The organism is Thalassospira australica, from assembly GCF_044790785.1.
In the GTDB taxonomy this organism is placed as follows: Bacteria; Pseudomonadota; Alphaproteobacteria; order Rhodospirillales; family Thalassospiraceae; genus Thalassospira; species Thalassospira australica_A.
Window position 1 is genome coordinate 1050520 of sequence record NZ_CP085258.1, and the last position, 26073, is coordinate 1076592.

Annotated in this window: 23 protein-coding genes; 9 read left to right on the plus strand and 14 right to left on the minus strand. The window is 56.4% G+C overall.

Annotated elements, in window-relative coordinates; all coding sequences use genetic code 11:
• The first annotated feature begins 60 nt into the window (after positions 1-60).
• From LG297_RS04960 to LG297_RS04970, 3 genes are all read left to right on the plus strand, one after another.
• Positions 61-444: a winged helix-turn-helix transcriptional regulator gene (locus LG297_RS04960; protein ID WP_404425725.1), complete on the plus strand. Its 384-nt coding sequence runs from the start codon at positions 61-63 to the stop codon at positions 442-444.
• Between the two features lie 253 nt (positions 445-697).
• Positions 698-1948 carry a quinone-dependent dihydroorotate dehydrogenase gene (locus tag LG297_RS04965; protein ID WP_404425727.1) on the plus strand — a complete coding sequence of 417 codons (1251 nt, stop codon included), beginning with the start codon at positions 698-700 and terminating at the stop codon, positions 1946-1948.
• Positions 1949-2094: 146 nt separating this feature from the next.
• A complete protein-coding gene (locus tag LG297_RS04970; protein ID WP_404425729.1) occupies positions 2095-2979 on the plus strand; it encodes a TIGR01459 family HAD-type hydrolase in 885 nt (294 codons plus the stop codon).
• A gap of 17 nt (positions 2980-2996) precedes the next feature.
• On the opposite strand, the gene LG297_RS04975 is transcribed toward LG297_RS04970, so the two are convergent.
• Positions 2997-3695, minus strand: coding sequence for an HNH endonuclease (locus tag LG297_RS04975; protein WP_404425731.1), 699 nt, complete (start codon positions 3693-3695; stop codon positions 2997-2999).
• Positions 3696-3729: 34 nt separating this feature from the next.
• Here LG297_RS04975 and LG297_RS04980 point away from each other — a divergent pair, with 34 nt between their 5' ends.
• Complete coding sequence (locus LG297_RS04980; protein ID WP_404425733.1) at positions 3730-3936, plus strand: hypothetical protein; 207 nt, start codon at positions 3730-3732, stop codon at positions 3934-3936.
• 114 nt (positions 3937-4050) lie between these two features.
• Positions 4051-4512 carry a pyridoxamine 5'-phosphate oxidase family protein gene (locus tag LG297_RS04985; RefSeq protein WP_404425735.1) on the plus strand — a complete coding sequence of 154 codons (462 nt, stop codon included), beginning with the start codon at positions 4051-4053 and terminating at the stop codon, positions 4510-4512.
• Positions 4513-4593: 81 nt separating this feature from the next.
• On the opposite strand, the gene LG297_RS04990 is transcribed toward LG297_RS04985, so the two are convergent.
• The 3 genes from LG297_RS04990 to LG297_RS05000 all read right to left on the minus strand — a co-directional run bounded on the left by LG297_RS04990 (position 4594) and on the right by LG297_RS05000 (position 7886).
• Positions 4594-5466 carry a DMT family transporter gene (locus LG297_RS04990; protein ID WP_404425737.1) on the minus strand — a complete coding sequence of 291 codons (873 nt, stop codon included), beginning with the start codon at positions 5464-5466 and terminating at the stop codon, positions 4594-4596.
• 380 nt (positions 5467-5846) lie between these two features.
• Positions 5847-6701: a D-amino-acid transaminase gene (locus tag LG297_RS04995; protein WP_404425739.1), complete on the minus strand. Its 855-nt coding sequence runs from the start codon at positions 6699-6701 to the stop codon at positions 5847-5849.
• 276 nt (positions 6702-6977) lie between these two features.
• Complete coding sequence (locus LG297_RS05000; protein WP_404425741.1) at positions 6978-7886, minus strand: LysR family transcriptional regulator; 909 nt, start codon at positions 7884-7886, stop codon at positions 6978-6980.
• A gap of 284 nt (positions 7887-8170) precedes the next feature.
• On the opposite strand from LG297_RS05000, the gene LG297_RS05005 reads away from it, so the two are divergent.
• Both LG297_RS05005 and LG297_RS05010 read left to right on the plus strand, forming a co-directional pair.
• The gene (locus LG297_RS05005; RefSeq protein WP_404425743.1) at positions 8171-9109 is read left to right on the plus strand and encodes an aromatic alcohol reductase; all 939 of its coding nucleotides are present in this window, start codon (positions 8171-8173) and stop codon (positions 9107-9109) included.
• 225 nt (positions 9110-9334) lie between these two features.
• The gene (locus LG297_RS05010) at positions 9335-10264 is read left to right on the plus strand and encodes an arylamine N-acetyltransferase (protein WP_404425745.1); all 930 of its coding nucleotides are present in this window, start codon (positions 9335-9337) and stop codon (positions 10262-10264) included.
• Positions 10265-10324: 60 nt separating this feature from the next.
• Here LG297_RS05010 and LG297_RS05015 read toward each other — a convergent pair whose 3' ends face one another.
• The 7 genes from LG297_RS05015 to LG297_RS05045 all read right to left on the minus strand — a co-directional run bounded on the left by LG297_RS05015 (position 10325) and on the right by LG297_RS05045 (position 17478).
• On the minus strand, positions 10325-11116 hold the full coding sequence (locus LG297_RS05015; RefSeq protein WP_404425747.1) for a substrate-binding periplasmic protein: 792 nt from the start codon (positions 11114-11116) through the stop codon (positions 10325-10327).
• Positions 11117-11334: 218 nt separating this feature from the next.
• Positions 11335-12456: an ABC transporter ATP-binding protein gene (locus tag LG297_RS05020; RefSeq protein ID WP_404425749.1), complete on the minus strand. Its 1122-nt coding sequence runs from the start codon at positions 12454-12456 to the stop codon at positions 11335-11337.
• A 10-nt stretch (positions 12457-12466) separates the two neighbouring features.
• On the minus strand, positions 12467-13318 hold the full coding sequence (locus LG297_RS05025) for a carbohydrate ABC transporter permease (RefSeq protein ID WP_404425751.1): 852 nt from the start codon (positions 13316-13318) through the stop codon (positions 12467-12469).
• An 18-nt stretch (positions 13319-13336) separates the two neighbouring features.
• Entirely contained in the window at positions 13337-14230 is an 894-nt protein-coding gene (locus tag LG297_RS05030) for a carbohydrate ABC transporter permease (RefSeq protein ID WP_404425753.1), read from the minus strand.
• Between the two features lie 44 nt (positions 14231-14274).
• Positions 14275-15543 carry an ABC transporter substrate-binding protein gene (locus LG297_RS05035; RefSeq protein ID WP_404425755.1) on the minus strand — a complete coding sequence of 423 codons (1269 nt, stop codon included), beginning with the start codon at positions 15541-15543 and terminating at the stop codon, positions 14275-14277.
• A 29-nt stretch (positions 15544-15572) separates the two neighbouring features.
• The gene (locus tag LG297_RS05040; protein WP_404425757.1) at positions 15573-16772 is read right to left on the minus strand and encodes a PLP-dependent transferase; all 1200 of its coding nucleotides are present in this window, start codon (positions 16770-16772) and stop codon (positions 15573-15575) included.
• Positions 16759-17478: a FadR/GntR family transcriptional regulator gene (locus LG297_RS05045; protein ID WP_404425759.1), complete on the minus strand. Its 720-nt coding sequence runs from the start codon at positions 17476-17478 to the stop codon at positions 16759-16761. The genes LG297_RS05040 and LG297_RS05045 overlap by 14 nt, the downstream gene beginning before the upstream one ends.
• 400 nt (positions 17479-17878) lie before the next feature.
• Here LG297_RS05045 and LG297_RS05050 point away from each other — a divergent pair, with 400 nt between their 5' ends.
• Positions 17879-19081 (plus strand): TIR domain-containing protein, encoded by a 1203-nt coding sequence (locus tag LG297_RS05050; protein ID WP_404425761.1) that lies wholly within the window; start codon positions 17879-17881, stop codon positions 19079-19081.
• A 170-nt stretch (positions 19082-19251) separates the two neighbouring features.
• On the opposite strand, the gene LG297_RS05055 is transcribed toward LG297_RS05050, so the two are convergent.
• On the minus strand, positions 19252-20067 hold the full coding sequence (locus LG297_RS05055) for an SDR family NAD(P)-dependent oxidoreductase (RefSeq protein WP_404425763.1): 816 nt from the start codon (positions 20065-20067) through the stop codon (positions 19252-19254).
• 110 nt (positions 20068-20177) lie between these two features.
• On the opposite strand from LG297_RS05055, the gene LG297_RS05060 reads away from it, so the two are divergent.
• On the plus strand, positions 20178-21116 hold the full coding sequence (locus LG297_RS05060) for a GlxA family transcriptional regulator (protein ID WP_404425765.1): 939 nt from the start codon (positions 20178-20180) through the stop codon (positions 21114-21116).
• A 95-nt stretch (positions 21117-21211) separates the two neighbouring features.
• Here the strand turns inward: LG297_RS05060 and LG297_RS05065 are convergent, their stop codons facing one another.
• Both LG297_RS05065 and LG297_RS05070 read right to left on the minus strand, forming a co-directional pair.
• The gene (locus LG297_RS05065; protein ID WP_404425767.1) at positions 21212-22024 is read right to left on the minus strand and encodes an alpha/beta fold hydrolase; all 813 of its coding nucleotides are present in this window, start codon (positions 22022-22024) and stop codon (positions 21212-21214) included.
• Between the two features lie 345 nt (positions 22025-22369).
• Positions 22370-26032, minus strand: a complete 3663-nt coding sequence (locus LG297_RS05070; protein ID WP_404425769.1) for an autotransporter domain-containing protein — start codon at positions 26030-26032, stop codon at positions 22370-22372.
• Between the last annotated feature and the right edge of the window lie 41 nt (positions 26033-26073).

Genomic DNA, 26073 nt, shown 5'->3' on the forward strand with positions numbered 1-26073 from the left:
CAGGTATACTTGAGGAAACCTGCGTGGCGCTCGCGCCGGAGGAAATGGGGTGGAAATGCCATGGAAATGAAAGAATGCCCGGTCGAGATGTTTCGCGCGATGTGCCCGAGCCGGGAGCTTTTTGACCAGATCGTCGATAAATGGTCGATGATGATCCTGGCGGTGCTGTCTCATGGGCCGTTACGGTTTAACGCGATCAAGCGCGGGCTTGAGGGCATCACGCAAAAGGCATTGACGCAGACGCTGCGCAAGCTGGAACGCAACGGCATTGTTGCGCGCCACGTGATTGCGACATCGCCGGTCGCGGTCGAATATGAAATCACCGAACTTGGCCGGTCGCTGGTCGGGCCGTTCAGGGCGCTTTATCTGTGGACGCGCGATCATTACGACGAAGTGGAAAAGGCGCGGGCAGAATTTGATGCGCGGATGGAGGAGCGGGTTTAGGACCCCATGCCCCAGCCGCCGCCCTGTGCGACGAAGCTGTCGCGGGTTTTCTTGCCTGACAGGAAAACCGCAAATGTCAGAAATAACTGACAAAACCGTCAGTTTCGGCATTTTCCCCTTCAAAGTAAGATATAGCTGACATCTGATGGTGGATGCGGGGCGTGGCAGGTGGCTTTAACGCCATTGATCCTTGCCCCGTCCCCTTACACAGCGTAAGAACAGGGCAGGTATTTACAAGCACGGAGCAGGTCGCGTGGGGTGGTACAAGTCACTGGTTTTGCCGGTTGTGCGGTGGATCGATGCGGAGACCGCGCATGGTCTTGCGATTTGCGCACTGAAAAACAATCTGGTGCCGCGCGATGATGATGCGACGGATGCAACGCCGATCCTTGAGACCGAGGTGTTCGGGCGCAAATTTGCCAATCCGGTCGGGCTTGCCGCCGGGTTTGACAAAAATGCCAAGGTGCCCAATCAGATGCTTCGCCACGGGTTCGGTTTTGTTGAAATCGGATCGGTGACGCCCGAACCGCAACCGGGCAACCCCAAGCCCCGGCTTTTCCGGCTTTATTCCGACCGGGCGGTGATCAACCGCATGGGCTTTAACAACGAGGGTGCGCAAGTGGTGGCTGATCGCCTGCGCAAGCGCGCGCGCAAGGGCATTTTGGGTGCCAATCTGGGCAAAAACAAATATTCCGAAGATGCGGCGGCGGATTATGTGAAGGGGGTTGCGGCCCTTGGTCCCTATGCCGATTATCTGGTGGTCAATGTATCCTCGCCCAATACGCCCGGTTTGCGGGCATTGCAGGGGCGGGGGCCGCTTGAGACGCTTCTGACGTCGGTTTTAAAAGCACGCGATAGCCATGCCAAGGGGGTGCCGGTGCTGCTTAAGGTGGCACCGGACCTGACGGAGGAAGACAAGGCCGATATTGCCGCCGTGGTGTTAAAACTCCGGCTTGATGGCATGATTGTTTCAAACACCACGATTGACCGGCCGGTCGGGCTTAATTCCTATGATCAGGATGAAAAGGGTGGTCTTTCCGGCCCGCCTTTGATGGAGCCGTCCACCAAGGTTCTTGCCGATTTTTATCGCCTGACCGGGGGTAAAATCCCGTTGATCGGGGTCGGCGGGATTGCATCGGGCAAGGATGCCTATGAGAAGATCCTCAATGGGGCGTCGCTGGTGCAGCTTTATTCCGCCCTTGTCTATCACGGGCTGGAGCTTGTCACCGAGATCAAGGAAGATTTGGCCAGACGCCTGCGCAAGGATGGTTTTACCAGCGTGGCGGACGCGGTCGGTGCGGCCTATCCGGAGATTTCCGGGCGCAGTGCCCCGGTGGATGAGGCGCGCGCGGCCAAGGCGGCGGTGACGGCGAAGGCGGAACCCGCCAAGGCAGATGAGGCCAAACCGGCGACCGCAGCGAAGGCGACCGCCAAGAAGCCAGCGACCAAGAAACCGGCGGCGAAAAGCAAGACGGCACCAAAGGGCGGTTCGGCGACAGATTGATTTGTGGCACCATGGATTCCCGCGTTCGCGGGAATGACGGGGAGTGGAAAACGAACGCTCAGCCCGAAAACCGTCACTCCCGCGAACGCGGGAGTCCATCTTGCTGCATGTGCGATGACGATTTTAACATGAAGTGGAATGCGTGAATGACGGTTGGCACCAGCTATCAGATGATCAACGGCCTGTCGGAAGTGATCGAACAGTACGATGCCGTGATCCTTGATCTTTGGGGCGTGGTGCATGACGGGGTCACACCCTATCCAAGCTCCATCCCGGCGATGGAGGCGCTTAAAAAGGCCGGTGTGCCGGTCGCCCTTCTGTCGAACGCGCCACGCCGGTCAAGCGTCGTGGTCGCACGCATGGAAGAGATGGGCATTGCGCGCGACCTTTATGGCCCGGCGGTCGCATCGGGCGAGATCGCCTATAGCCAGCTTCTGGCGCGTTCTGATCCGTGGTACGCCAAGCTTGGCCGCAAGGTGATGAGTGTCGGCCCGGTGCGCGACATGTCGATGTTTGAAGGGCAGGATATCGAGATCGTCAAGAATGTCGCGGATGCCGACTGGCTTCTGGTGACCGGGCCGAATGACGATTATGACGCGGTATCGGTTTATGAGGATCTGCTGCATGCCGCCAAGGCGCGGGATCTGCCGATGCTGTGCCCGAACCCGGACCGCGAAGTGATCCGCGGCGGGGATCGCATCATCTGTGCCGGTGCGATTGCCGCACGTTACGAGGTGATTGGCGGCAATGTCCGCTGGGAAGGCAAGCCGCTGGCGAGTGCCTATGATTTCTGCCTGCAACTGTTTGACAAGGGCCCGGATGCGAAGCTTCTGGTGGTGGGCGACAGCCTTTCGACCGACGTGGCCGGATCAAACAATGCCGGGCTTGATGTGGCACTGGTGACCGGTGGCATCCATGCCGAGGAACTTGGCGCGCCGCGTGGGACGTTGCCGGAAAAGGGCAGGCTTGATGCGCTGCTGAACGCGACCGGGCGAAGCATTACCTATGCGGTTGGGGATTTTTGTTGGTAGTGTAAGATCGTTTTTGGTTAGCGGAATTGAGACTGGAATATTGTCCATCTCGTTATGAAATTGGATTTCGTAGGTCCATCTTTGGGAATTGAAACCGGTTTTCCGTCAAGGCTGGCATAATCTGAGTGGCAATTTGGGCCAAACTTAACTTTCATCGTATCGGGATCTATGGCGATCTGGTTTGCGTCAAATAAACGATGAAGGTCGGCGCGCAGTAAAATACCGTTTCCAATAGTGTCACTTCCGCCAGTTGAGAACGGTTGTACGTGTGCGGCTTCCAACGCATATATAGTTTGGCATCCGGTAATTGCGCAGGAATGTCGATAGTATCCCAAAAGCAATTCTCTGAATTTGGATTGATCTGGTCTTGCCAAGGTTTTGTAGTAGGTTGGCAAACGCTCACCCACTTCAGACGTGGGACCTGACAGTAGTGTCGGAGATGAAAGAGGAGTCAGGGAATATTGAAACGTGATGAAGTTGCGTTTCTGGGCTAGGCACCAGTTAATCTCGGGAATTAGCCAGTGAGGACCCCTGAATTTTTCTGGATGTTCTGTTGCCGCAAATTTGGCGATCTCACGTAATTGTTCGAGTGTCTTTCCTTCGTTTTTCTGAAGAAAGTCGAACTGATGCCAAGCGATAGTTCCGATCCTCTTGGGATTAGAGTCTGCTAGGATTTGTAACACTGCATCAGGTGCAAAGTCTTTTGCTGAAGCCATTTTAGTGTCATCCTGATCAAGCAAGTATATGTGAATGGATTTTTACATGAACAGGATAGCTCTTTCAGACTTGTCAAAGCAATTGGACCTACGGAAGGCCGAGCTTGGCTATTCCGGAACGGATTATGTTGCGCGCAATTCCGGGAAATACCGTACCCAAAGCAAACGCGACCTGCTGCGCAATATTGCTGAGGCGGCAGCGGCGCGCGGTGAAAAGCCGCCTTTTAAAGCCAATTACTGATCGGTTGTAACCGTCGTTTTGCACCCGCCTTTCCCGTTGGAAGGCGGGTTTTGTTTTTGTGGTTTCGGGTTTGCGGTGGCAGAGTGATTGCGGTGCCAACAAACCGGAAAAACCATGCTTCTGACAGATGACATTCGCGATTATGCCGGGCGGTCGGTTTTGTGCTGGCTGGCGAGCGTGTCCGAAGACGGGCCGTCGGTCAGCCCCAAGGAAATCTTTGCCTGTTATGGCGAGGATCGCATCATCATCGCCAATATCGCATCACCGCAATCGGTCAAGAATATCCGCCATGACCCGCGTGTCTGTGTGAGTTTTGTTGATGTGTTTTCGCAGAAGGGCTGGCAGCTTTATGGGCAGGCCGTGCTTCTGAAAAACGGTGATGACGGCTTTGCCGAGCGGCAGGTGGTTTTGCAAGGCATGGCGGGTGAAGCGTTCAAGGTCGGCATGGTGATTGATGTGGCAATCGATCAGGCGCGCGAGATTATTGCGCCGAGTTATCGGTTCAAGGCCGATGTTAACGAAGCCGACATGCGGGCCGGGGCGATGGCGAGTTATGGGGTGAGGCCGTTGGATTAGGCCCTTCGTCCTTTGGCGTTTGAGGATGCGGCACCGCTGACTGGATTCCCGCGTTCGCGGGAATGACGGTTTGGAGGAGCATCAGCTTTCGGCCACGCGCTTTTCGCGGAAGATGATGAAAATGCCGCTTCCGGTGATGATGGCGGCACCGACAAAGGTCAGAAGATCGGGCGTTTCGCCCCAGAAAAACCAGCCAAGCCCGGTGGCCCAGACGAGGGCGGTGTAATCAAACGGGGCGACGGTCGGCGCGTCGGCAACCCGGAAGGCCTGGGTGATCAGGGTCATGCCGCTGGTGCCGACAAGGGCGATGGCGATGAAAAGTCCGATATCCTCTGCCCGGATCGGGGTCCAGAAATACCAGACGGCAGAGGCGCTGAGCAGGGTGCTGGTGAAGCTGAGGTAAAACAAAAGCGTCCACATGCTTTCGCGGGGATCGAGCAGGCGCGCACTTAGCATCAGAAGCGCATAGGTAAAGGCGGTCGCCACCGGCAAGAGCGAGACGGGCTCAAAGGTTGCCGCACCGGGGCGCACAATCACCAGAACGCCGAGAAAACCGACCATCACGGCAACCCAGCGCCGCCAGCCGACCCGCGCAATCAGCAGTGATGAAATCGCGGTGATGAAGAGCGGGGCGACAAAGGCAAGCGCGGTGGCTTCGGCCAGTCCCATCAGATGGATGCTGGTGAAGAACATGATGGTTGCCGTGATCCAGATGACGGTGCGCATGAAATGCACGCCGATCCGATTGGACCGCAGGCCGCCAAACCCGACCATTTTTATGGCCAGCAGGGCGGCAAAGGGCAGGGCAATCGAATTGCGCAAAAAGATGATCTGGATCGGTGAATAATGATCCATCAATCCCTTGGCCAGGGCATCATTGACACACAGCAGGGCGACGCCGGCACACATTAAAACGATGCCGGTCAGATTGTGCTGGGGCTGTTGTGCATTCATGGTTCGTGGCGCTTTCCCTGTGACGCTTCCCTGTGACACTTCCCTGTGACACTTCCCTGCGATGGCTTTTCTGTTGGGGCGTTTTGCCATCTGTCTTCGAGTGTTAGGGCAAAGTGCCGGATGAGGCCAGCAAAGAAAGCGCCCGGTGGGGCTTCGGGGTGGCAGCAGAGTTTGAGGTTGTGGCACGAAGGACTGGATTCCCGCCTGCGCGGGAATGACGGTTTGGGGGGAGGGCTGTGCGCAACTTCATCGTCACTCCCGCGAAAGCGGGAGTCCATGGGGCGGTGGGTTCTGTGGTGGGGCCCGGGCTATTTCAGACAGAAAAAAACGCCGCCCGGGAAAGGCGGCGTTTTGCGTTTGGGACGCGAGATGCTGAGTGGTCAGATCGCGGTGGCGCGGTTGGCTTCGATATAGATTTCGCGCAGCCGCTTGGCGATCGGGCCCGGCGTGCCGTCGCCGATTTTTTTGCCATCGACTTCGGCGACCGGGCAGACAAAGGCCGAGGCCGAGGTCGAGAAGGCTTCCTTGGCGGCATAGACTTCATCGACCGTGAACAGGCGTTCTTCGACCTTGAGCTGCAATTCCTCGGCACATTTCAGGACGGCCTTGCGGGTGATGCCGTGCAGGATGTCGTTGGAAAGCTGCCGGGTGACGATGACGTTATCCTGGGTCACGATATAGGCGTTGTTCGACGAGCCTTCGGTGACATAGCCATCCAGCACCATCCACGCATCATCAGCCCCCTTGGCGGCGGCTTCGGTTTTGAGAAGCGACGCATAAAGAAGCTGCACGGTTTTGATGTCGGATCGGCGCCAGCGGACATCCGGGTAGGTCAGGATTTTCTGGCCGCGTTCGGCGAGTGGCGATTTGATCAGGGATTTGGACTGCGTGAACAGAACGACGGTTGCCGGGGTGTCATCCTTGATCGCGAAATCACGATCACCGGCCGACCCGCGCGAGACTTGCAGGTAAACCAGTCCCTCGGTGATGTCGTTGCGTTTGACCAGTTCGCGATGGATTTCAAGCAGTTCGTCGATATCGGGTTTGTAGGTGAAGCCCAGTTCGGAGAGCGAACGCGCCAGACGGTTCATGTGACCGTTGAAATCGATCAGCTTGCCATCGAGTACCGAGGTGACTTCATACACGCCGTCGGCAAACAGGAAGGAACGGTCAAAGATCGAAATCCTGGCTTCATTTTCCGGCAGATAGTCGCCGTTCACATAAACAGTACGCATGTCATCTTCCTGTCTGTTCGGGAACCGTCGAAAGGCGATGCCGGAAATCCGGTTTCCGTGCGGGGCCATTCACGGGAGATAAAATATACCTTAAGGAAATATCATAGCTCGGCTGGCTTTGTCGTGCCACGCTTTGATTGTTGCGTGTAAAAGGTGAAATGTTGCTTTGGTGGTGCCAATTCTGGCGGTTATATCGTGGCAGCGGGCGGATTTTGCTGTGATTTTCGAATAAAATTCGGTGGTTCTGATGTGGGGGCGATGTTTATCTCGTCGCGATCAGCTTGGAGGCTTGTGTGCGGAAAAGGTTTGAATGCTCCAATCTATGAAGGCGCGAACCGTTGGGGAAATATGACGGTTATGCGGATACATGATTGAAACAGGTTCTGGCGGAGCGGTGTTTTCGGGCAGTACCTCGCACAATGCGCCGCTTTGCATAAGTGGATCAACGATATAGCTGGCGGCACGAATAAGGCCAAGACCGGCAAGCGCACAGGATATGTATGCATCGGTGTCGTTGACGATCAGACGGTCATTTGCGGGGATGTGGCGTTGCTGCCTGTTGATTTCGAAGGTCCAGTCAATCGGACGTCCCGTCGCGCTGGCGACATATCCCACCAGGTGATGTTTTTGCAGATCATCAAGGTTTGAGGGGCGACCGTATTTTTCGAGATAGGACGGGGCGGCGCAAACAACCCAACGAAAAGAATGAAGGCGGCGGGTTATCAGGCTGGTCGTGTCTGCGGGAATGCCGGTGCGAATAACGCAATCAATGCCGTCCTGAAACAGATCAACGACATTATCGCGCGTCGTCAGAAACAGCTTAACGTCGGGATAGCTTTCCTGAAAATCCTGCAATCGCGGCACGATAAAATGTCGGGCGATTGATGCCGTTGTATCAACCCGAAGAATGCCCTGTGCACGCCCTGCACGACCGGGGAAGGACGCCTCGACGAGTTCAATTTCATGAAGGACGCGCTGGCAATCGGTAAAATAGGACGCACCATCGACGGTCAGGCTGAGTTTCCGTGTGGTTCGGTTTAACAGGGATACGCCAAGATAGTCTTCCAGTTCCTTGATCGCGCGTGTCACCGTCGAGGGAGGAAGGGACAATGTTTCGGCGGCCTTGCCAAATCCCCCAGCCTGAACAATGCGAACAAATATTTCCATCGCTTTCAAACGGTTCATTCTTTCCCCGGTCATAAGAGAGGTTCAGCGGAGGGCGTACAGGTATCACAATAATTGCGTCATATGGATAAATATGGCGTGATTTTCAGAGGTGAAAAAATTGGTATTAAAATAAGTATTTTATATCAAATATTTATGGTGGCATCCGGATTTTATAATTTTTGATTATTCCATTTTTGAGAATTAACTGCGCAGGATTGCTTCATAGTCAATGGCGGTAAAGCTGCGTATCCAGCACCTATCAGTTATCGGGATGATCCCGGTTGTTTGAAAAGGAAATGGATATGACAGACAAGAATGCAGCACAAAAAGAACCCATACTTGTGCTTGGTGCAGGTCAGCTTGGATTTTCGGTTTTGCGCGAACTGGCATCGCAACTTGATCCGGAAAAACAGCCTTTGTCCGTGCTGGTTGCGCCGGGGATGACCCGCTCGGAAAAGGAAATGGACCGTGAAATTGTCGCGCAATTAAACCAATGGGGGGCGGAGGTTATCGAGGTTGATTTGCGCACTGTATCGGTTAGTGATCTGGCGGACCGGTTTCGGTCGTTCCATACGGTCGTTAGCTGTACCGGTTTCGTCGGCGGCAAGGGCACGCAGCTTAGAATTACCAATGCGGCTCTTGATGCCGGTGTGACACGATATTTCCCGTGGCAGTTCGGTGTTGATTACGACATCGTCGGGCGTGGCAGCCCGCAGGATGTTTTTGACGAGCAATATGATGTTCGGTTGTTGCTTCGCGCCCAGAACAAAACCGAATGGGTTATTATTTCGACCGGTATGTTCACGAGCTTTCTATTCGAGCCAAGCTTTGATGTCGTAAATCTTGACGAGAAAACGATAAATGCGCTGGGGAGCTGGGAGACAAAGGTCACGGTCACAACACCGGAAGATATCGGCATATTGACCACCAAAATCATTCTGGCAAAGCCGCCTTTTGCCAATGAAGTTGTTTTTGTGGCGGGTGACACCGTTTCCTATGGCCAGCTTGCTGCGATTGTCGAAGCCGTGACTGGCGAGGTATTCCGAAAGACGGAACTGACCCACGAGGTTCTTGGGGAATTTCTGAAACGTAATCCGAATGATGTCATGGGCAAATATCGCGCGGCTTTTGCACAGGGGGATGGCATGCATTGGGATAAGGCCAAAACGTTTAACGCTGCCAACAATATCCCGACAACCGGTGTTGAACGCTGGCTGCGTGCAAACCTAGGTAAAAAATAAGAGTTCGGCAGGTTTGGATTTTTTGGCCGTCTGACCAGGATACGGCGAGGGATTGTTCAAGACACCCTCGCCAGACGGCCAAGAGATCAGGACCGCAGAACATTCGATGAAAATCTTTTGAAATTAGTGTTTGACCTGAACTTAACTTGAGGTCCTATGGTCCTGCTTCGGATACGGAAGTCCTTAGAAATACCGCCCCAAACGGACAAGACACGGAGCCACCCGATGAATAATCATCTGCCGATGAATGCCCCCGAATTCGATGATGCAAGCGTGCAAAGCGCGATTGATGCAAGCTGGGCCAAGCCCTTTAACCTGCCGGAACCGCAGGTCGATCTGGATGCCTATTTTGCCCGGATCGGCTATGACGGTCCGCGCGAGGCGAGCCTTGAGGTTTTGCGCGATCTGCATGCGCTGCACCCGGCGCATATCCCGTTCGAGGCGATCAATGTGCTGTGTCGCAAGGGTGTGAGCCTTAAGCCCGATGATGTTGACCGCAAGATCATTTTCGAGGGGCGTGGCGGATATTGTTTCGAGCAGAACGGCCTGTTCCGCCGGGTTTTGCAAAGCCTTGGCTTTGAGGTCGAAAGCCTTGCCGGGCGGGTATTGTGGGGGCACAACCCCGATGATGGCCCGCGGCCGCGCTGCCACATGGCGATGCGCGTCACACTCGATGGTGAGGCGTGGCTGGTTGATGTGGGCTTGGGCGGATGTGTGCCGACCGCGCCGCTTTTGCTGGGCGTTTCGGTGCCGCAGGTCACCCCGCATGATACCTTCCGGGTGCGGGAACGCAATGGCCGTTACCTGACGGAGCTTGAACGCGATGGCGTGTGGAAGCCGGTGCATGAGGTCGATATCGTCCCGGTCGAGGATATCGATTACGAGGTGATGAATTTCTATGCCAGCACCCATCCCGAAAGCGGTTTTGCCGATGTCCTGATGGTGGCGCGCAGTGCGCCGCATGCAAGGTTCACGTTATTAAACAACCGCCTGACCATCCGGTTGCGGACCGGCGAGGAGGAGGAGCATCACCTGTCGGTTGGTGATGTCGAGCAGACATTGAGCGATATTTTCGGCATCAGCGTTGACCCGTCGTGGCGGCGTTACCTTGAGGATGTGATCGCCCGTGCGGAAGCCGTGCGCAAGCAGGGGTGACGTCGCGAAACGAGAAAGGATCAGGGGCCGTGGCGGAATGCTGCGGCCCTTTTGCATGCTTTAGTAGTTCACTGCCAATCCATGCCGGTTCATCAGGCTTTCGAATGTGCCGTTCTGTTTGACTTTGGCGAGGGCGGCATTGAAGTGTTCGAGCAGTTCATCGCCGTTCGGATAGTCTTTTGACGTCATCAGGTAAAGACCCGCCCCTTCGAGCAGCGGTTTTTCGATTGTATAGAATTTTTCGGCTTCTTCGGGCGGGAACAGGCGTCGGATCACATGCCAGCCGACCGAGCGCGCGGTGGAAAACAGGTCGATCCGGCCCATGTGCAGCATTCTGAAATTCTGTTCTTCGGACAGGGCGTATTCGACGTTTAGCCCGGCTTCATCAAACCACGGCTGATAATAATATCCCTGTATCCCGCCCAGGCGGTAGGAATGCAGATCGGCCAGGGTTTCATATCGGATTTCTGGCTTCGCACCCTGTGCGTTATAGGCGAAAAACGGGGAATCTTCGATATAGAGGGCGTCGGAGAAATTGAATTTTCGCGTGCGTTCTTCGGTGCGGCGATAGGGTAGCGTGCCCCATGCTTCGAGATTTTCAACATCCTGTTCGCCGCGTTTCCACGGCTTGAAATCAAATTCGAAATGGACATTCATTTCCCGCCCGATGGCATCAAACAGATCGGGCAGGAAGCTTTGCGGGGCATTGGCGCGTGCATAGGGCGGGTAATCGTTGGTGACGATCACCAGCGTTTCACCAGCATGTACCGGTGGCAGTTCATGCGCGTTGGCGTGCGTCTGAGCGAACAGCAAAAGCGCGGCTGCGAGCCCGATTTCGCGAAAAAATGTCATCCGTGTCCTTTTCCCGGTGCCCCGGGCGATTGGTTGCGGTGTTCTTTGGGGACCGCAATTCAACCGTGTGTTTTGTTGTATATGGGTCGGGCAAAAGGACTTTGCAGGGGGGAGACACGCAAAAGCCAAAGGCCGCAGAGGGAGAGCTGCGGCCTTTGAGCAGATGCGCCGTGGTTAGAAGGGTGCAAACGGCGCGGGAGGTATCGGGGTGCCGACGTTCAAGCGGATCGGGCCGTGAGAGGCTCGATTTCCGGGGGCAGGCGCAATTCGGTTTTTGTGTCAAAGACATGGATTTTTTCCATGTCGAACGCGATATGGATGAAGCTGTCGACGGCAAAATCCGGGCGATCAAGGGTAAAGATTTTGACCGGATTGCCCGCGAGTGACACATGGACAAGGGTTGAAAGCCCCATCGGTTCGATCAGTTCGACCCGGGCGGGAATGCTGCCATTGTCACCCGTTTCATCGGCAAGAATGGTGATATGTTCGGGCCGCGCGCCAAGGGTGACGGCCTGATTGGCCGTTGCCCCGCGGGCGGGCAGGACGGGCACCAGTGCCCCGTCGGTCAGCCGGATACCGGCATTGCCGTTTGGCAAGATTTCATAGGCCCCTTTGAGGAAGTTCATCGCCGGTGACCCGATGAAGCTTGCGACGAAGATGTTGGCGGGGCGGTCATAGATTTCGACCGGGCTTCCGACCTGCTGGATGATGCCGTCATGCATGGCAACGATCCGGTCGGCCATTGTCATGGCTTCGATCTGGTCATGGGTGACATAGACCGAGGTGGCACCAAGGCGGCGGTGCAGTTTGCGGATTTCGGTGCGCATCTGTTCGCGCAGGCGGGCATCCAGATTTGACAGCGGTTCGTCAAAAAGGAATGCCTGCGGTTTGCGGACAATGGCGCGGCCCATGGCAACACGTTGACGTTGCCCGCCCGAAAGGGCCTTTGGCCGCCGTTCCAGAAGGGCGGTCAGGCCAAGGATTTCGGCGACATTGGTGATCGCATCGGTGATTTTTTCCTTTGCGGTTTTGCGCAGTGTGAGCGCGTAGCTCATATTTTCGGCGACCGACATGTGGGGATAAAGCGCATAGGATTGAAACACCATGGCGATGTCGCGGTCCTTGGGCTGCAATTCATTGACGACCGTGCCGCCGATGGAAATCGCGCCCGATGTAATGTCCTCCAGCCCGGCAATCATGCGAAGCAGGGTCGATTTGCCACAGCCCGACGGGCCGACCAGAACGATGAATTCGCCGTCCCGGATATCAAGGTCGATCCCGTGCAGGACATCGACCGCGCCATAGCTTTTGACGGCATTTGAAATTTCGATGGAAGCCATTTGGGTCCTCTTATCCTTTCACAGCGCCAGCGGTGAGCCCCTGCACCAGATAACGCTGGATCAGCAGGAAGAACGCGCAGGCCGGGATCAAGGCCAGCACACCGGCGGCCATCATCTGGCCGAAATCGACGCTGAATTTTGAAACGAATGACAGCAGACCGACCGGGAAGGTCGAGGCACTTTCGCTGCTGACCAGCATCAGGGCGAACAGAAGCTCGCTCCAGGCGGCGGTGAAAACAAAGCCGAGAGTGGCGGCTACACCGGGCAGGGTAAGCGGCAGGATGATGCGGCGGAAGGCCTGAAAGCGGGTATTGCCATCGATCATCGCGGCTTCTTCGAGATCCTTGGGGATGCCGTCAAAGAAGGACTGCATCAGGAAGGTCGCGAACGGCACATTGAACGCGGTATAGACGATGATCAGCCCGGTCAGGCTGTCGGTCAGGCCAAGCGGGGCCAGAATTTTGAAGATCGGCGCAATCAGCATGACCAGCGGGAACATCTGGGTGATCAGCATCAGGGCGACGATGATCACCTTGCCGCGAAAGGCAAAGCGCGAGAAGGAATAACCGGTGACGGCGGCGACCAGTGTGGTCACAATCGCGGTGGTGCCCGCAACGATCACGGAATTGAGGAAATAATGGGGAAAGTTGCTTTGTGTCAGGACGAAGAAATAGTTTTCCCACGTCGTGCGTGACGGCCACATCCGCACCCCTTCGGTATAAAGGATGTCGTTGGGTGTGACGGAAACCTTGAGCAGCCAGTAAAGCGGGAACAGGGCAAAGACGACAAAGGCCCCGATCATCAGATAATGGCTGCCCCAATAGACCAGTTTGCGGGCGGGTGAATTTCCGGAAACGTTCATGTTCTTTGATCCCTTGCCCTAGCTGTCGGCGTGCGTCATGGCGCGGCGAAGCGCAATCACACCCAGCGCATAGGCCAGCAGCAGAACCAGAAGGACGGCTGCAACCGCCGAGGCATAGCCGAAATCAAGGCGGCGGAAGGCCTGGGTGAAGATGTAGGAGGCGACGATCTGGGTTGAATCGGCCGGGCCGCCATTGGTCATGACGACAATCAGATCGGCGAAATTGGCAATCCAGATGGTGCGCAGCATCAGCGTGATCGCAATGGTGGGTGCCAAAAACGGCAGGGTGATGCTGAGGAATTGCTGACGGGTGGTCGCGCCATCGATGGCGGCGGCCTCGTACAATTCCTTGGGGATGGATTGCAGGGCGGCCAGCAGGGTGATGGCAAAGAACGGAATGCCAAACCAGATATTGGCCACAATCGGCCCCCACATCGCAAGGTCCGGATCGGACAGGATGTTAAACGGTGCGTCCATCAGGCCAAGGGCGGTAAACCAGTGGGGCAGCGGCCCGACAACGGGATTGAACATCCAGGCCCAGTTCAGGCCCGACAAAAAGGTCGGCACAGCCCACGGGAGGAAGACCAGCGCCTGAACCAGCCGACGTCCAAGGAAATCCCGGTTGAGCAACAGGGCAAGGATCAGGCCAAGCGTGAACTGGAATAACAGGGAGCCGAAAGTCCACCACGCGGTATTGACCAATGCGCCAAGAAACGCATCGTCGGTGATCATGGTCTGGAAATGGGCCGTGCCGACAAAGCCGCCGCTGAACGGATTGAGGATACGGATATCGCGAAAGGCGTAGCTTAGCCCGAGAACAAGGGGCATCAGCATCACCGCGATGATCAGGATCAGGGCGGGGGAAACATAAAGATAGGGTTCAAGGATGCCGGACAGTCTTCTGGAGATCACCCCCCGCCTTTCGACGGGGAGTTTTCCGGCCTGCATTGCAGTGGTCACTGATTTGCCGCCATCCATTTTTTCTGTGCCGGGGTCAGGTATTCGGCCCATTGTTCTGCCAGTTCTTCGGGCGTGATCCGGCCAAGCAGGGCTTCCTGACTGGTGCGGATCACGAGGCTGTCCTTGAAGAAGGCGAATTCTTCAAGATGGGTCGGCATGACGGTCGGATGCACGTCGGGATCGGACAGTTCGTTGAACCAGCCTTCGAATTGCGGACTGGCAAAGAACGGATCGCTTTCGGCACCATTATGGATCGGCAACGCCCCGATGCGCTTGTTCCAGGCAAGGTTGCTTTCCTTGGATTCAAGATGGGCGATCAGGTTCCATGCCTCGTCCTTGTGTTCGCTGTTGGCAAACATTGACCAGCCGGCATAGCCGATGGTCGGGAAGGCCTTGCCCGACGGGCCCTTTGGCATGGTGGTGACGCCGAAATCCTCTTCGTTCATGCGGCTTGAAATCGCGATCAGGGCGTCCGGGTCCTGATCAAGCATCGCACAGGTGCCGGAATAGAACCCGGCGACGATTTCGTTAAAGCCCCAGTTCAGGCTGTCCTTGGGGGCGAGCCCGTCCTTGTAGAGATCGATCAGATATTCAAGACCGTCGGTCCAGCCCTCAGACGCAAAGGTGCTTTGGCCGTCTTCGGTGAAAAATTCGTTCGATCCGGCGGCGGTCGCGCCAAACATCACCCAGCCATTCAGCCCGCCGGGCCCGCCGCGCATGCAGTAACCATATTTGCCGGGAAGGGCGGATACCTTTTCGGCGGCTGCGCGGAAATCATCCAGCGTTACCGGTACATCGGTTACACCGGCTTCTTCGAACAGCTTTTTGTTATAGAACATCGCGCGCAGATAGAAGCCATAAGGCAGCATATAGGCGGTGTTGTTGGCAGAACGGGCAAATTCGATGGCCCGGTCATTGAGCGTTTTCGCCCCGTCCCATTCCTTGATGTAAGGTTCGAGACTTTCGAGCGCGCCGTTATTGGCATAAAGGGTTAGCCACGTATCAGGCATTTCAACGATGTCGGGGGTTTGCCCGGCCGAGACCATGGTGGCGAATTTTTCAAACGCCTGCCCCCATGGAAGGGAGGTGATTTCGACGGTCACACCGGGATTTGCCGCCTCGTATTCCGCAACCAGGCTTTTGAGGGTTTCGGTGCGTTCCGGGCTTGTGATGACTTCGACAAGTTTCAGCGTGGTATCGGCATGGGCCTGACTTGTCAGAACGAGAGAGGTCACACCTGCCAGTAATGTTGTTTTCCAGTTCATTGTGAAGTTCCCTGTTTTAAAGAGTATTCTTACTTCAGGCTTGCCCCGATCGCCTGTGTCAGGTCGGCCCGGAGGTCTTCCGGGCTTTCGAGGCCGATATGCAGGCGGACCAGATTTTCCGGTACGCCAAAGCGCAGTGCGGAATTGGGTCCGCCGACTTGTGCGCGCGTCACCAGCGCAGGCACAATCAGGCTTTCGTGCCCGCCCCATGACACGCCGATCTTGAAGATGCGCAGCGCATCGACAAATTTCGGGATATCGACATTCGGGGTGAACTCGAACGAAAACAGACCGGATGATCCGGTCAGACCGGGGGGCGTTTGCCCGCCCAGACGCGGATGGTGAACCGCGATGACTTCGGGGTGGTCGGCAAGGAAACCGGCAATGGCCAGCCCCGATCTTTCATGTTCATGCATGCGGGCCGACAAGGTGCGAAGCCCGCGCAGCAAAAGCCAGCCGTCAAAGGCCGAAAGCTTGGCCCCCAGATAGGGCAGGATGGTGGACCGGACATTGCCGATGAATTCGGACGATCCGGCAATCACGCCTGCGACCACGTCGCTATGCCCGCCAAGATATTTGGATGCGGAATGAACCACGATATCGCAGCCAAGGGTCGCGGGCTGGCAAAAGATCGGCGATGCCCAGCTATTATCAATGATCGATACCGCCCCGGCGGTGCGGGCGATATCGCAAAGGGTTTTGATATCGTGGGTGTGGAAGGTCCAGCTTGTCGGGCTTTCGAGATAAAGTATCCTGGCACCGGGAATGGCGGCGCGCACCGCATCGATATCGCGGCCATCGACATAGTCGACCGTGACATTCATATCGCGCAGGAACATCTCGAAAAAGCGGAAGGCATCGGGATAAAGATGTTCGACGGCAACGATCCGATCCCCGGGGCGGACCACCGACAGGACGGCGGATGAAATCGCGGCCATGCCGCTGGCGGTGCCCAATGCGTCCTCGGTTTTTTCAAGGGCGGCGATTTTTTCCTCGAACGCGCGGACGGTCGGGTTGAGGCCGCGCGAATAGACCGGGCGGGTTTTGCGCCCGGCATAGGTTTCGACCATTTCGGCGAAGTTTTCGAACACGAAAAGCGAGTTCTGGAAAATCGGCGGCACGACCGCATTGGCGAAATGGTTTTCGTCATAGGCCAGCCGGGTGGCGGGGGACAGGGCATCGTCCATCGTTCCGTCATTTGCCGGTTTATCGGAATTATTGTTGTTCATTGGACATTCTCACGATGTCGTTTTCGACAATTTCAAGGATGGCAAGCGTGTGCTGGCGGGCGGCTTCGGGGTCGCGCGCGACAATCGCGTCAAACAGCATGCGGTGAAATTCAAAGGATTCCTTGGCGAAGTCCGGGCGGTTGAACGGCTGGGCAAAGAAGCTTTCGAAGGCTTCGCGCATTTGACCCAGCAACTGTTCAAACAGCGGGTTGCCCGACGCCTTGTAGATCGAGAGGTGATAGACAAGGTCGGCCTGGCCGGCGGTGCCAAATTCCAGATGTTCGGCTTCCATTGCCTCAAGGGCGGCGCGCATTTGCGCAATGTCATCTTCGCTTGCGCGTTTGGCGGCCAGCATGCTGGCTTCGACTTCAAGGCCGCGGCGGACTTCGAGGGTTTGCAGCAACCCGTCACGCTGGGTGGCGATGGAAAGCGGCATGAACAGGGTCTGTTCGCTGACCGGACGTTTCAGGTAAGTACCCGATCCGCGTTTGATTTCGACAATGCCAAGGGCCTGCATATGGCCGATTGCCTCGCGGATGCTGGACCGGCCGACCTGAAGGCCCGCCATCAGTTCGCGTTCGGGCGGCAATTGATCGCCGGGTTTCAGGTCCGACTGCACGATGAACTGTGTTAAGGATCCAAGGATCGCATCGCGACGCCCCGATGTTTGTATGGGTCGGATAGTGGCACCTGCCGATTGCGACACTTCACACCTTTATCTGATTTTCACCTCGCCCCGGCGACCGGTTATGTGGTCAGCCATCAGACGTCAGACCAATTTTGGAATTGAATCGGTTCAAGTCAAGCGGAAATGAAAAAGACGATGATGTTTTGCACTTGCGGATGGGGAAATATGCGGGTTTTCAGTCAGTTGGCCGTGATCGATGTGGTGTTTATGGTGCGCTGCAAATTCGGATGATCCGGGGGCGTTTGACTGGGAAATTCCGTTAATCGGCGTGTGCAAGGTGGGGAGTCGGTGAGGCAGCTACAACATTAGGCTACTCAACGAACAAATATTGAGATCGCTGTTCTAATAGAAGTTGTGAAAGAACTCGGATAAAATTCTGGGGCCAGTTTATAACGCATATCAATTTAGGGGGGGATAAATGAGTAATAGTGATGAACTGCAGATAGTTAGATTGAAAATTGCAGCCCTCAAAGAGGCAATGCAAACAGTAATGAATGGCGGGACTCCTGATCACTCAAAGTGGACAAATGTTAAAGGATTTGCCCGAAGGTACAATGAGATTGCTAAAGAATTTCAAGCATTGAGCAATTGCAATCAGGTAAACATTTTCAATTTAGATAAAATTAGAAATCCCTATGATATGGTTTGGCCTCAGCAGAAAGAGATATTCGACAGTGTATTTACTGAGGTGCTGATGCTGGGGGCGAGTGCGACTGAAATACCTTCAGTACCTCTTGGCCCATCTTATAATCTTTTCGTATCAAGCAATCAAAATGACTGGGAGGGGAGACCTTTTAATCTTGAAGCTTCAAGGTGCATACGAGAATATACAGCGGGTCATATTGCTAAGAAATATGCTTCTCTTAGTGCAGATAACATTGAAGAGCTCAAGCGTTTTCCCTGCATATTCGCTTACGAATCCGGAAAAAATAAATCCCCTAAATTTGGTTACATTAAGAATATAACCCTTAGTCAGAATGGGGTTCGCATTGAATATGAAACTCACGATATTTCTCCATTTCTGACTGATGAACAACTAGAAGAAATGTCTATCGAGTTGGATATCGGAAAATTGGAGTTATTCCGTACCCATTGGGCTGTAAAAGAAATTAATCTTCCAAAAGAACTTCATTTGCGTGGGATTAATATACCTAAATCACTTCGAGATGTTAAAAATTCCGTAGATATATCATCTCATATATTCGATGTGGCTCTTTCATTTCCTGGGGAAACTAGAGACCTCGTTGAAGATGTTGTGAAAGAATTGGAAGGAAAATTAGGGCCGAACTCATACTTCTATGACAACAATTACGTATCTCAACTAGCACAACCCTCTTTAGATATCTTGCTTCAGGACATTTATAAGAGAGCTAAGCTTGTTGTGGTTTTTATTGGCGCTGATTATCAGAAAAAGAATTGGTGTGGCGTTGAGTTCCGGGCAATCAGAGCGGCGATATTTGAACGTGAGCACAACAAAGTGATGTATGTTCGTATCGATGATGGGGCAGTTGAGGGCGTTTTGAGTACAGATGGCTATATAGATGCTAATAAGTTCACGCCAAATGAAATAGCGGGTTACATTGAAGAGCGGCTAAATTTACTAAATCGGCAATCTGATTAGTCGACCTAGTTCATTTGACTTAAATCCGCTTTCACGGAATCCACTAACGTATAATTACTTTCCAGCATGCTGGTGGGCCTATATCTGAGCTGATAAATCCTTTGATAAAAACGCGCCGCAGGGGGAATGCGGCGCGCAAAGTTGGGGCAGTCATTCAGAGGTGCCGGACATCAGGCATTTTCAGGCTTTGCCGTGCGGTAGCGTTCGCCGGGCAGGTGGTAGCTGAGCCGGGTCGAGATATCCCGGCGCATGGCTTCGTATGTGTCCCATTCCTTGCCGTCCTGAAGCGGCGGGATGGTGACAGTTTCGCCCATATCAAGACCGGCAAGGGCGGCATCGACCATGACATCGGTGGTCATGACCCATTCGGCAGGCAGATTGTCGTAATGCATGCCCGAAGCTTCCCAGAAACCGGTGGCGGTGGCACCGGGCAGGACGGCCTGAACACGGACACCCTTGTCGGCCAGTTCATGGTGCAGCGACTGGCTCAGGGCAAGGACATAGGCCTTGGACGCGCCATACACGCCATTGAGGATTTCCGGCCCGATGGCAACGACGGAGGCAATATTGATGATCGTGCCATTGGCCCGTTCGACAAAGGCCGGGGCGACGGCATAGGTTAACCGGGTCAGGGCGGTGACATTCAGGCCGATCATGTATTCCATTTTGTCGATATCGGCTTCGAGCAGCGGGGCGACCGAACCAAACCCGGCATTATTGATCAGCAGGGTGATTGATTTATCGCTGCGAAGGCGGCTTTCAACCCGGGCGAGATCGCCGTGACGGGAAAGGTCGGCGGCAAGGGTTTCGACAGTCCGGCCGGTTTCGGTGCGGATGGCTTTGGCAACATCGTCAAGCGCATCCTGATTACGCGCAACCAGGATCAGGTCATAGCCGCGTTTGGCCAGACGGTCGGCATAGATCGCCCCGATACCCGACGATGCGCCGGTGATGAGTGCGGTGCCCTTTGTGGTGATTGCAGTCATGGTTTCGGTCCTTGGAAATGTGAAGCTTGTTGATGAACCGATAATAACCTTGAGGGGTGGTGTCTTAAATGTCATATTAACGTCGTTTTAGGACATTCAGGTGACGGGTGATGATTTCAGTCGGTTTTGTTCTGCATCCCGGGTTTTCGCCGATGGGGCTTTCGGTTTTGTCGGCGTTCGAGGTTGCGAACCTGCATGCACGGGAAAAGCTTTATGATGTCACCCTGCTGTCGCCAAATGGTGGTGTGGTGCATGGCAGCATGGGATTGCAGGTGAATAGCCAGACGGTTTCGGGGCGGTATTTTGATCTGGTGATCATCGGCGGTGGCATGGACGAGGGCGGGCCAGACGTGATCGATTTCGTGCGTCATTTGCCCGATATCAGCCGACGGGTGGCTGCGACCTGCGTCGGGGCGTTTCTTTTGGCTGAGGCCGGATTGCTTGACGGGCGACGGGCGACAACCCATTGGGCGCGGGCCCGCGAATTGCAGCAACGGTTTCCGAAAATCCGGGTCGAGGAAGACCGCATTTTCATCCGTGACGGGCCGGTCTGGACATCTGCCGGGATGACGGCGGGGATTGATCTGGTTCTGGCGTTTATCGAAGATGATTTCGGGGCCGATCTTGCCCGTGCGGTGGCGCGCAAGCTGGTGGTTTATCATCGCCGGGCCGGGGGGCAGTCGCAGTTTTCCACCTTGCTTGAGCTTGAGCCGACGTCGGATCGCATTCAGAAGGTTCTGACCTATGCGCGGCGTAATCTTGCCAATCGGCTGAGTGTGGAGGAACTGGCGGGGGTTGCCAATCTGAGCCCGCGTCAGTTCAGCCGTGCCTTTCAGGCGGAAACCGGCCAATCCCCGGCCAAGGCGGTTGAGAACATGCGGCTTGAAGTCGCAAGGGGGATGATGGAGGACACCCATCACACGATTGATATGGTTGCGCGCGAAACCGGATTTGCCGACCGGGACCGGATGCGACGCGCCTTCATTCGTGCCTTTGGTCAGCCGCCGCAAACCATCCGCAGATCATCAGCCCTGCAATCCGCGGGGTGATGGCGGCCTGATCGGGCATGGCACAAAAAAACGCGCCGCAGGGGATGCGGCGCGTGAAGTTGGGGCAGATGTTGAGGGAGGCAGGCGTTAAAAGATCAGTTGGCGCTGGCGGCCTTGAGGATCAGGTCGGCAACTTCCTTGGGGTGGGAAACCATGACGACGTGGGATGCGCCGTCAATCACGACGGTTTCCTGTGAATTGGCGCGTTTCGCCATGAATTCCATCGCCGCGGGCGGGATGTTTTTATCGGCCGTGCCATAGATATGGTAGGACGGCAGGTCCTTCCATGTGGCATCGCCGGACGGTTCGTTCAGGGCAAAGTCGGTGACCGGGCGCTGGGCGATCGCCATCAGGCGGGCTTTATCCGCCGGAACGTCAGCGGCAAATTGCGCGTGGAATTTTGCCGGGTCGATATAAAGGTCATTCACACCGTTGCCGAGGGGAACCGGGGCGGCCAGGGCCTCGCCCAAGGTGCCGCCGGGGAATTTTGCGGCCAGTTCGGCAATGGTTTCACCCTTTTCCGGGGCGAAAGAGGCGACATAAACCAGCGATTTCACATTGGCCGCACCGTTGGCCGCGTTGGTGATGACCGGCCCGCCGTAGGAATGACCGACCAGAACCACGTCACCCGGAATGCTGTCGATAAGCGACCGGGTATAGGCGGCATCGCCTGATACACTGCGCAGCGGGTTGGCAACGCTGATCACGCGATATCCTTCGTCCTGCAGGATCGGCGCGACACCGTCCCAGCTGTCAGAGGCGGCAAAGGCACCATGAACCAGCAGGATGGTCGGTTTGGTGTTGGCGGCGGCGGTCGCAGCAGTATCGGCGGCAAAGGCCGGAGATTGCGTGGCCATCAGACCGAAGGCAAAGGCGGTCGCCTTGAGCAGGTTTTTCACATTCAGCATTTTCATCTTCCTTTTCCCGGTTTCGCCGATGACCGGCCAAACGTTGTTTCGATGACATGCTTGTAGCCGTGATTTTATGATCGTGCAATATTAAATCGTGTGCGATTTAATCACGTGAGATCACATGAGTGTGAGGTCGGTATTGTGGCGGCCTTGATCGTGGCGGGGCGGGTTTGGTAACGGGTTTTAAGGGAGAGAGCACACACCCGCCGTCATTCCCGCGAAAGCGGGAGTCCATGGTGCAGCGGGCTTGACGGGTGATTTAGAGGATGCGGCACGGAGGACTGGATTCCCGCCTGCGCGGGAATGACGGGGAGGGCATGGGCGTTCGTGGTGCGGTGGGGCTCAGAACTTCATCCTGAAGCCGGCCCCGAAGGCATGTTCACGGTTGTTTTCGGAGATTGAGGGTTGGTAATCGGTATACAGCGTCCAGCCATCGTCATCGGCAAGGGCAAAGCCGAGATTGCCGACCAGCCGGTCGCGGTCGGTTTCGCTGCCCGAGACGGTGAAGGACGGGGTTCCGGCAAAGGCGAGCGTGGTGGTGTTGGAAACCGGGCCGATATGATGATCCCATCCCAGACGGAATTGCGGGATCAGGGTTTTGCCATCGCCGGTATTGATCATGCCGGCGAAACGCACGCCAAGGCTTGCGGTGCCAGAAAGATCGTCATCGGACGCGCGCGAGATATTGGCCGATCCGGCGCCGGTTTCGGAAAAGCTGCCATAGCGGTTCCAGATCACGCCAAGCCCGCCATAGGGTTCGGCGCGCCAGTTGCGGGCCACGTCAAATCCCTTTGCCAGTTCGATATCGGCGCTGAGCGCATTGTCGGTATAGTCCGCGGTTGCGGTGCGGTCGATGCTGCCGAAATCAAGGTTGCGGCTGCTGTCGATGCCAATGCGGGTCCATCCGGCCTTCCCGGACATGCGCCAGTCATCGCCGAGATCATGCGTACCATAGACCCCGGCCATGAGATTGGCGGAATCAAGGGTGGCGTCGCGGCCACTTTGGCGGCTGTTGCCGTCGGCATAGCCGAAATAGATGCCAATCGTGGTGGCATCCGAAAGGCGGGTGTCATAGCCACCGATCATGCCGGTCCATTGGTAATCGGTGGTGTCGGCATTACCATCGCCGTCAATCCGACCGGCTGCGCCGATGGCCTGAAACCAGATGGCGGATGCGGCCTGTGGCGTATTTTCAGTGCCCAGCGACAGCATGTTTACGTCACTGGCATATATTTCACTGTCACTTGCCATCGGGCCGGAACGGGCAAAGCCGGTAAGTTCGGCGGGGGACAGGGTGTTGGCGGCGACAAGGGACCCGCTCGTGGTTTGGGCAATGGTGCGGCTGCGGTTCAGATCAGCAAGGCGTGCGCCGATCTGGCCGGTGGCTTGATGGGTGATGCGGTCATTCATGGCGGGGGCGGCGGCAAAGATATCGCCCGAGAGCTGTTGATAGGCGTGCTGTGCCCCAGCATTCGTCAGGCCAAGAATGGTGTTGCTGATGGTGGTGCCGTCCGTGCCCGAAAGGTTGCCAATCTGGCCAGCGACGGCTTTTTGATTGGGGGTTGTGGCAATGTCGGTGAAGCTGCTGGCGTTGCGGGTCAGTGTCAGGGAGACATCATTGCCGGTGCCGCCGATGGTTGAACGGGCGGCTTCATAAAAGGCGAGCTGATTGTCAATTGTTGCAAAATCGCCGGTAATCGCATCAACGCCATCATTTTCGATGATCACGTAACTATAGGTGGTCTGACCGGAAAAACTGTTATCCGATACGCCTTTGACCCGCAGGGTCGAGCCGGTGATATCGACCGTGCCCGTCACGATGACCTTGTCGGAATTGCCGGCATCGTCCACCTCGATCTCGAGGATGGAACCGGCATTGAGGACATAGGCACCATTGACGGTTTGTGTCCCGATGGAATTGCCCGGCGCATGAATGCCGCCTGACGAAATGTTGGTTGCCCCGACGGTTCCCGTGCCGCCAAGGGTGGCACCGTTCGCGACCGTGACGGCAGAGGCAATTGATCCATTGACCGCAAGGCGGCCCGCAGAGACGGTCGTGGTGCCGGAATAGGTGTTGGCCCCGCTGAGTGTGACGGTGCCGGTGCCGGTTTTGGCAAGTGCCCCGGTCCCGGCCAGAACGGCGCTGATGGTGCCTGATTGGGTCGCGAAAGTGCCCGATGATGACAATGTGCCGTTTGACACGGTTGCACCATTGAGCGTGATGGTGCCGGTCCGGGTCTGTGTCGTCGTGCCGAGATCAAGCGTTCCACCGGTCAGATTAAGCGCCCCGGCGGCATTTCCGAGTGTTCCCGATCCTGACAGGGATAATGTGCCCGCCGAAAGATTTGTTGCACCAGTATAAGTGTTGGCCGCACTTAATGTGACGGTGCCGGTGCCGGTTTTGGTTAGCGCCCCGGTCCCGGCCAGAACGGCGCTGATGGTGCCCGACTGGGTATCGAAGGTTCCCGATGACGACAATGTGCCGTTTGACACGGTTGCGCCATTAACCGTGATGGTGCCGGTGCGGGTTTGTGTTGTCGTGCCAAGATCAAGCGTGCCGCCGGTCAGGTTAAGTACTCCTGCGGCATTGCCAAGTGTTCCCGATCCTGACAGGGATAATGTGCCCGCCGAAAGGTTTGTTGCGCCGGTATAGGTGTTGGCGGCACTGAGTGTCAGGGTGCCTGCGCCGTTTTTGGTCAGTGCCCAGCTTCCGGTGCCGCCCGATCCGGCCTGATCGGTGATGGTATTGGCAAGGGTTTGCGTGTTGCCGGTATCAGGATTGAAGGTCAGGGTACCGTTGCCTTGCAGGAAAACACCATCGCCAAAGGCCGATCCGTCCTGGGCCGTGCCTGCCGCGCCGGTTCCGCCGGTTCCCCCGGTGACGGTGTTGTTATTGACGGTCAAGGTTCCGGCAATGGTCAGGGTTGCGCCATCCATGACAAAGATTGCGCCCCCGGCACCAAGGCCACCGCCCCCGGCAGCCTGAGCGACGGTGCCGCTTGATACACCGTCGCCAGCGCCAAATCCGCCCTGACCGACATTGGCGGTGCTGCCAAGGCCGCCGCCGCCACCCCCGCCACCAAAACCACCATCACCCCGGAATGCGCCGCCCCCGCCGCCAAAACCGCCAGTGCCAGAATTGCCACCGCCGCCGCCAAAACCGCCATCAGGGTCGTCGAGAAACGAGCCATCGGTGCCGTTGACACCGCCGCCGCCGACCGATTCATCGCTGGAACCACCGCCGCCGCCATTGTTGCCGCCCGTACCACCCCCGCCGCCGGAATCGGCGCCATCCCCACCGGCACCTTCGCCCTGGGCGATCCCGTCACCGCCATTGCCCCCGTTTGATCCACCGGTTGCCCCGCTGCCAAGGCCGCCGCCGCCGCCGGAAATGCCACCGGCAGCAACGCCGCCATCGCCCCCCATACCGCCACCCCCGCCGGTGATCCCCCCTGTGGTTTGCGCACCGCCATCACCGCCGGTTGCGGCGTTGTTCTGGGCGACAAGATTGCTGATGGTGACATTGGCTCCGTCCTTGACAAACAGGGCCCCGCCAAGTCCGGCGCCGCCGCCTGCGGCCTGACCGGCATCGCCACCAGATGCAACCGCATTCTCGATGGTCAGGTCGTTGATTGCCACGGTGCCGGAATAGACAAGCAGGCCGCGAAACGCGTTATTGCCACTGAGTGTATTGCCATTGCCGTTCAGCGTGATGTTGCTGTTAAGCGCGTTCAGATCGCCGCTGGTCAGCGTGATGGTGCCAAGGCTGTTCTGGACCTCGATGGTGTTGGTACCGCCCGCGGCGTTGGCATCAAAAATCGCCTGACGCAGCGAACCGGCACCGCTATCGGCGGTGTTGGTCACATTGAAAGTTGCGGCCTGTGCCGATCCTGCTGGTGCGGCGCATGACAGGATCAGGGCGACAAGGCCGTATCGGGCATGCGCAAAGATACCGCGCCAGCAGGAGAATTGACGTGCCCGCCGGGATGGTTGATGCAGGCCCATATGAAAGCACGCCTTTGGTCATGAGAAATGATGATTTCCCA

Excerpts from the sequence above, each read along its gene's own strand:
- LG297_RS05055 (WP_404425763.1), bottom strand. The coding sequence starts at position 20,067 with ATGACTGCAATCACCACAAAGGGCACCGCACTCATCACCGGCGCATCG.
- LG297_RS05020 (WP_404425749.1), bottom strand. The coding sequence starts at position 12,456 with ATGGCTTCCATCGAAATTTCAAATGCCGTCAAAAGCTATGGCGCGGTC.
- LG297_RS05010 (WP_404425745.1), top strand. The coding sequence starts at position 9,335 with ATGAATAATCATCTGCCGATGAATGCCCCCGAATTCGATGATGCAAGC.
- LG297_RS05040 (WP_404425757.1), bottom strand. The coding sequence starts at position 16,772 with ATGAACAACAATAATTCCGATAAACCGGCAAATGACGGAACGATGGAC.
- LG297_RS04990 (WP_404425737.1), bottom strand. The coding sequence starts at position 5,466 with ATGAATGCACAACAGCCCCAGCACAATCTGACCGGCATCGTTTTAATG.
- LG297_RS05025 (WP_404425751.1), bottom strand. The coding sequence starts at position 13,318 with ATGAACGTTTCCGGAAATTCACCCGCCCGCAAACTGGTCTATTGGGGC.
- LG297_RS05070 (WP_404425769.1), bottom strand. The coding sequence starts at position 26,032 with ATGGGCCTGCATCAACCATCCCGGCGGGCACGTCAATTCTCCTGCTGG.
- LG297_RS05065 (WP_404425767.1), bottom strand. The coding sequence starts at position 22,024 with ATGCTGAATGTGAAAAACCTGCTCAAGGCGACCGCCTTTGCCTTCGGT.
- LG297_RS04975 (WP_404425731.1), bottom strand. The coding sequence starts at position 3,695 with ATGGCTTCAGCAAAAGACTTTGCACCTGATGCAGTGTTACAAATCCTA.
- LG297_RS05005 (WP_404425743.1), top strand. The coding sequence starts at position 8,171 with ATGACAGACAAGAATGCAGCACAAAAAGAACCCATACTTGTGCTTGGT.
- LG297_RS04970 (WP_404425729.1), top strand. The coding sequence starts at position 2,095 with ATGACGGTTGGCACCAGCTATCAGATGATCAACGGCCTGTCGGAAGTG.
- LG297_RS05050 (WP_404425761.1), top strand. The coding sequence starts at position 17,879 with ATGAGTAATAGTGATGAACTGCAGATAGTTAGATTGAAAATTGCAGCC.
- LG297_RS04995 (WP_404425739.1), bottom strand. The coding sequence starts at position 6,701 with ATGCGTACTGTTTATGTGAACGGCGACTATCTGCCGGAAAATGAAGCC.
- LG297_RS04980 (WP_404425733.1), top strand. The coding sequence starts at position 3,730 with ATGGATTTTTACATGAACAGGATAGCTCTTTCAGACTTGTCAAAGCAA.
- LG297_RS05015 (WP_404425747.1), bottom strand. The coding sequence starts at position 11,116 with ATGACATTTTTTCGCGAAATCGGGCTCGCAGCCGCGCTTTTGCTGTTC.
- LG297_RS05035 (WP_404425755.1), bottom strand. The coding sequence starts at position 15,543 with ATGAACTGGAAAACAACATTACTGGCAGGTGTGACCTCTCTCGTTCTG.
- LG297_RS04985 (WP_404425735.1), top strand. The coding sequence starts at position 4,051 with ATGCTTCTGACAGATGACATTCGCGATTATGCCGGGCGGTCGGTTTTG.
- LG297_RS05000 (WP_404425741.1), bottom strand. The coding sequence starts at position 7,886 with ATGAACCGTTTGAAAGCGATGGAAATATTTGTTCGCATTGTTCAGGCT.
- LG297_RS04960 (WP_404425725.1), top strand. The coding sequence starts at position 61 with ATGGAAATGAAAGAATGCCCGGTCGAGATGTTTCGCGCGATGTGCCCG.
- LG297_RS05060 (WP_404425765.1), top strand. The coding sequence starts at position 20,178 with ATGATTTCAGTCGGTTTTGTTCTGCATCCCGGGTTTTCGCCGATGGGG.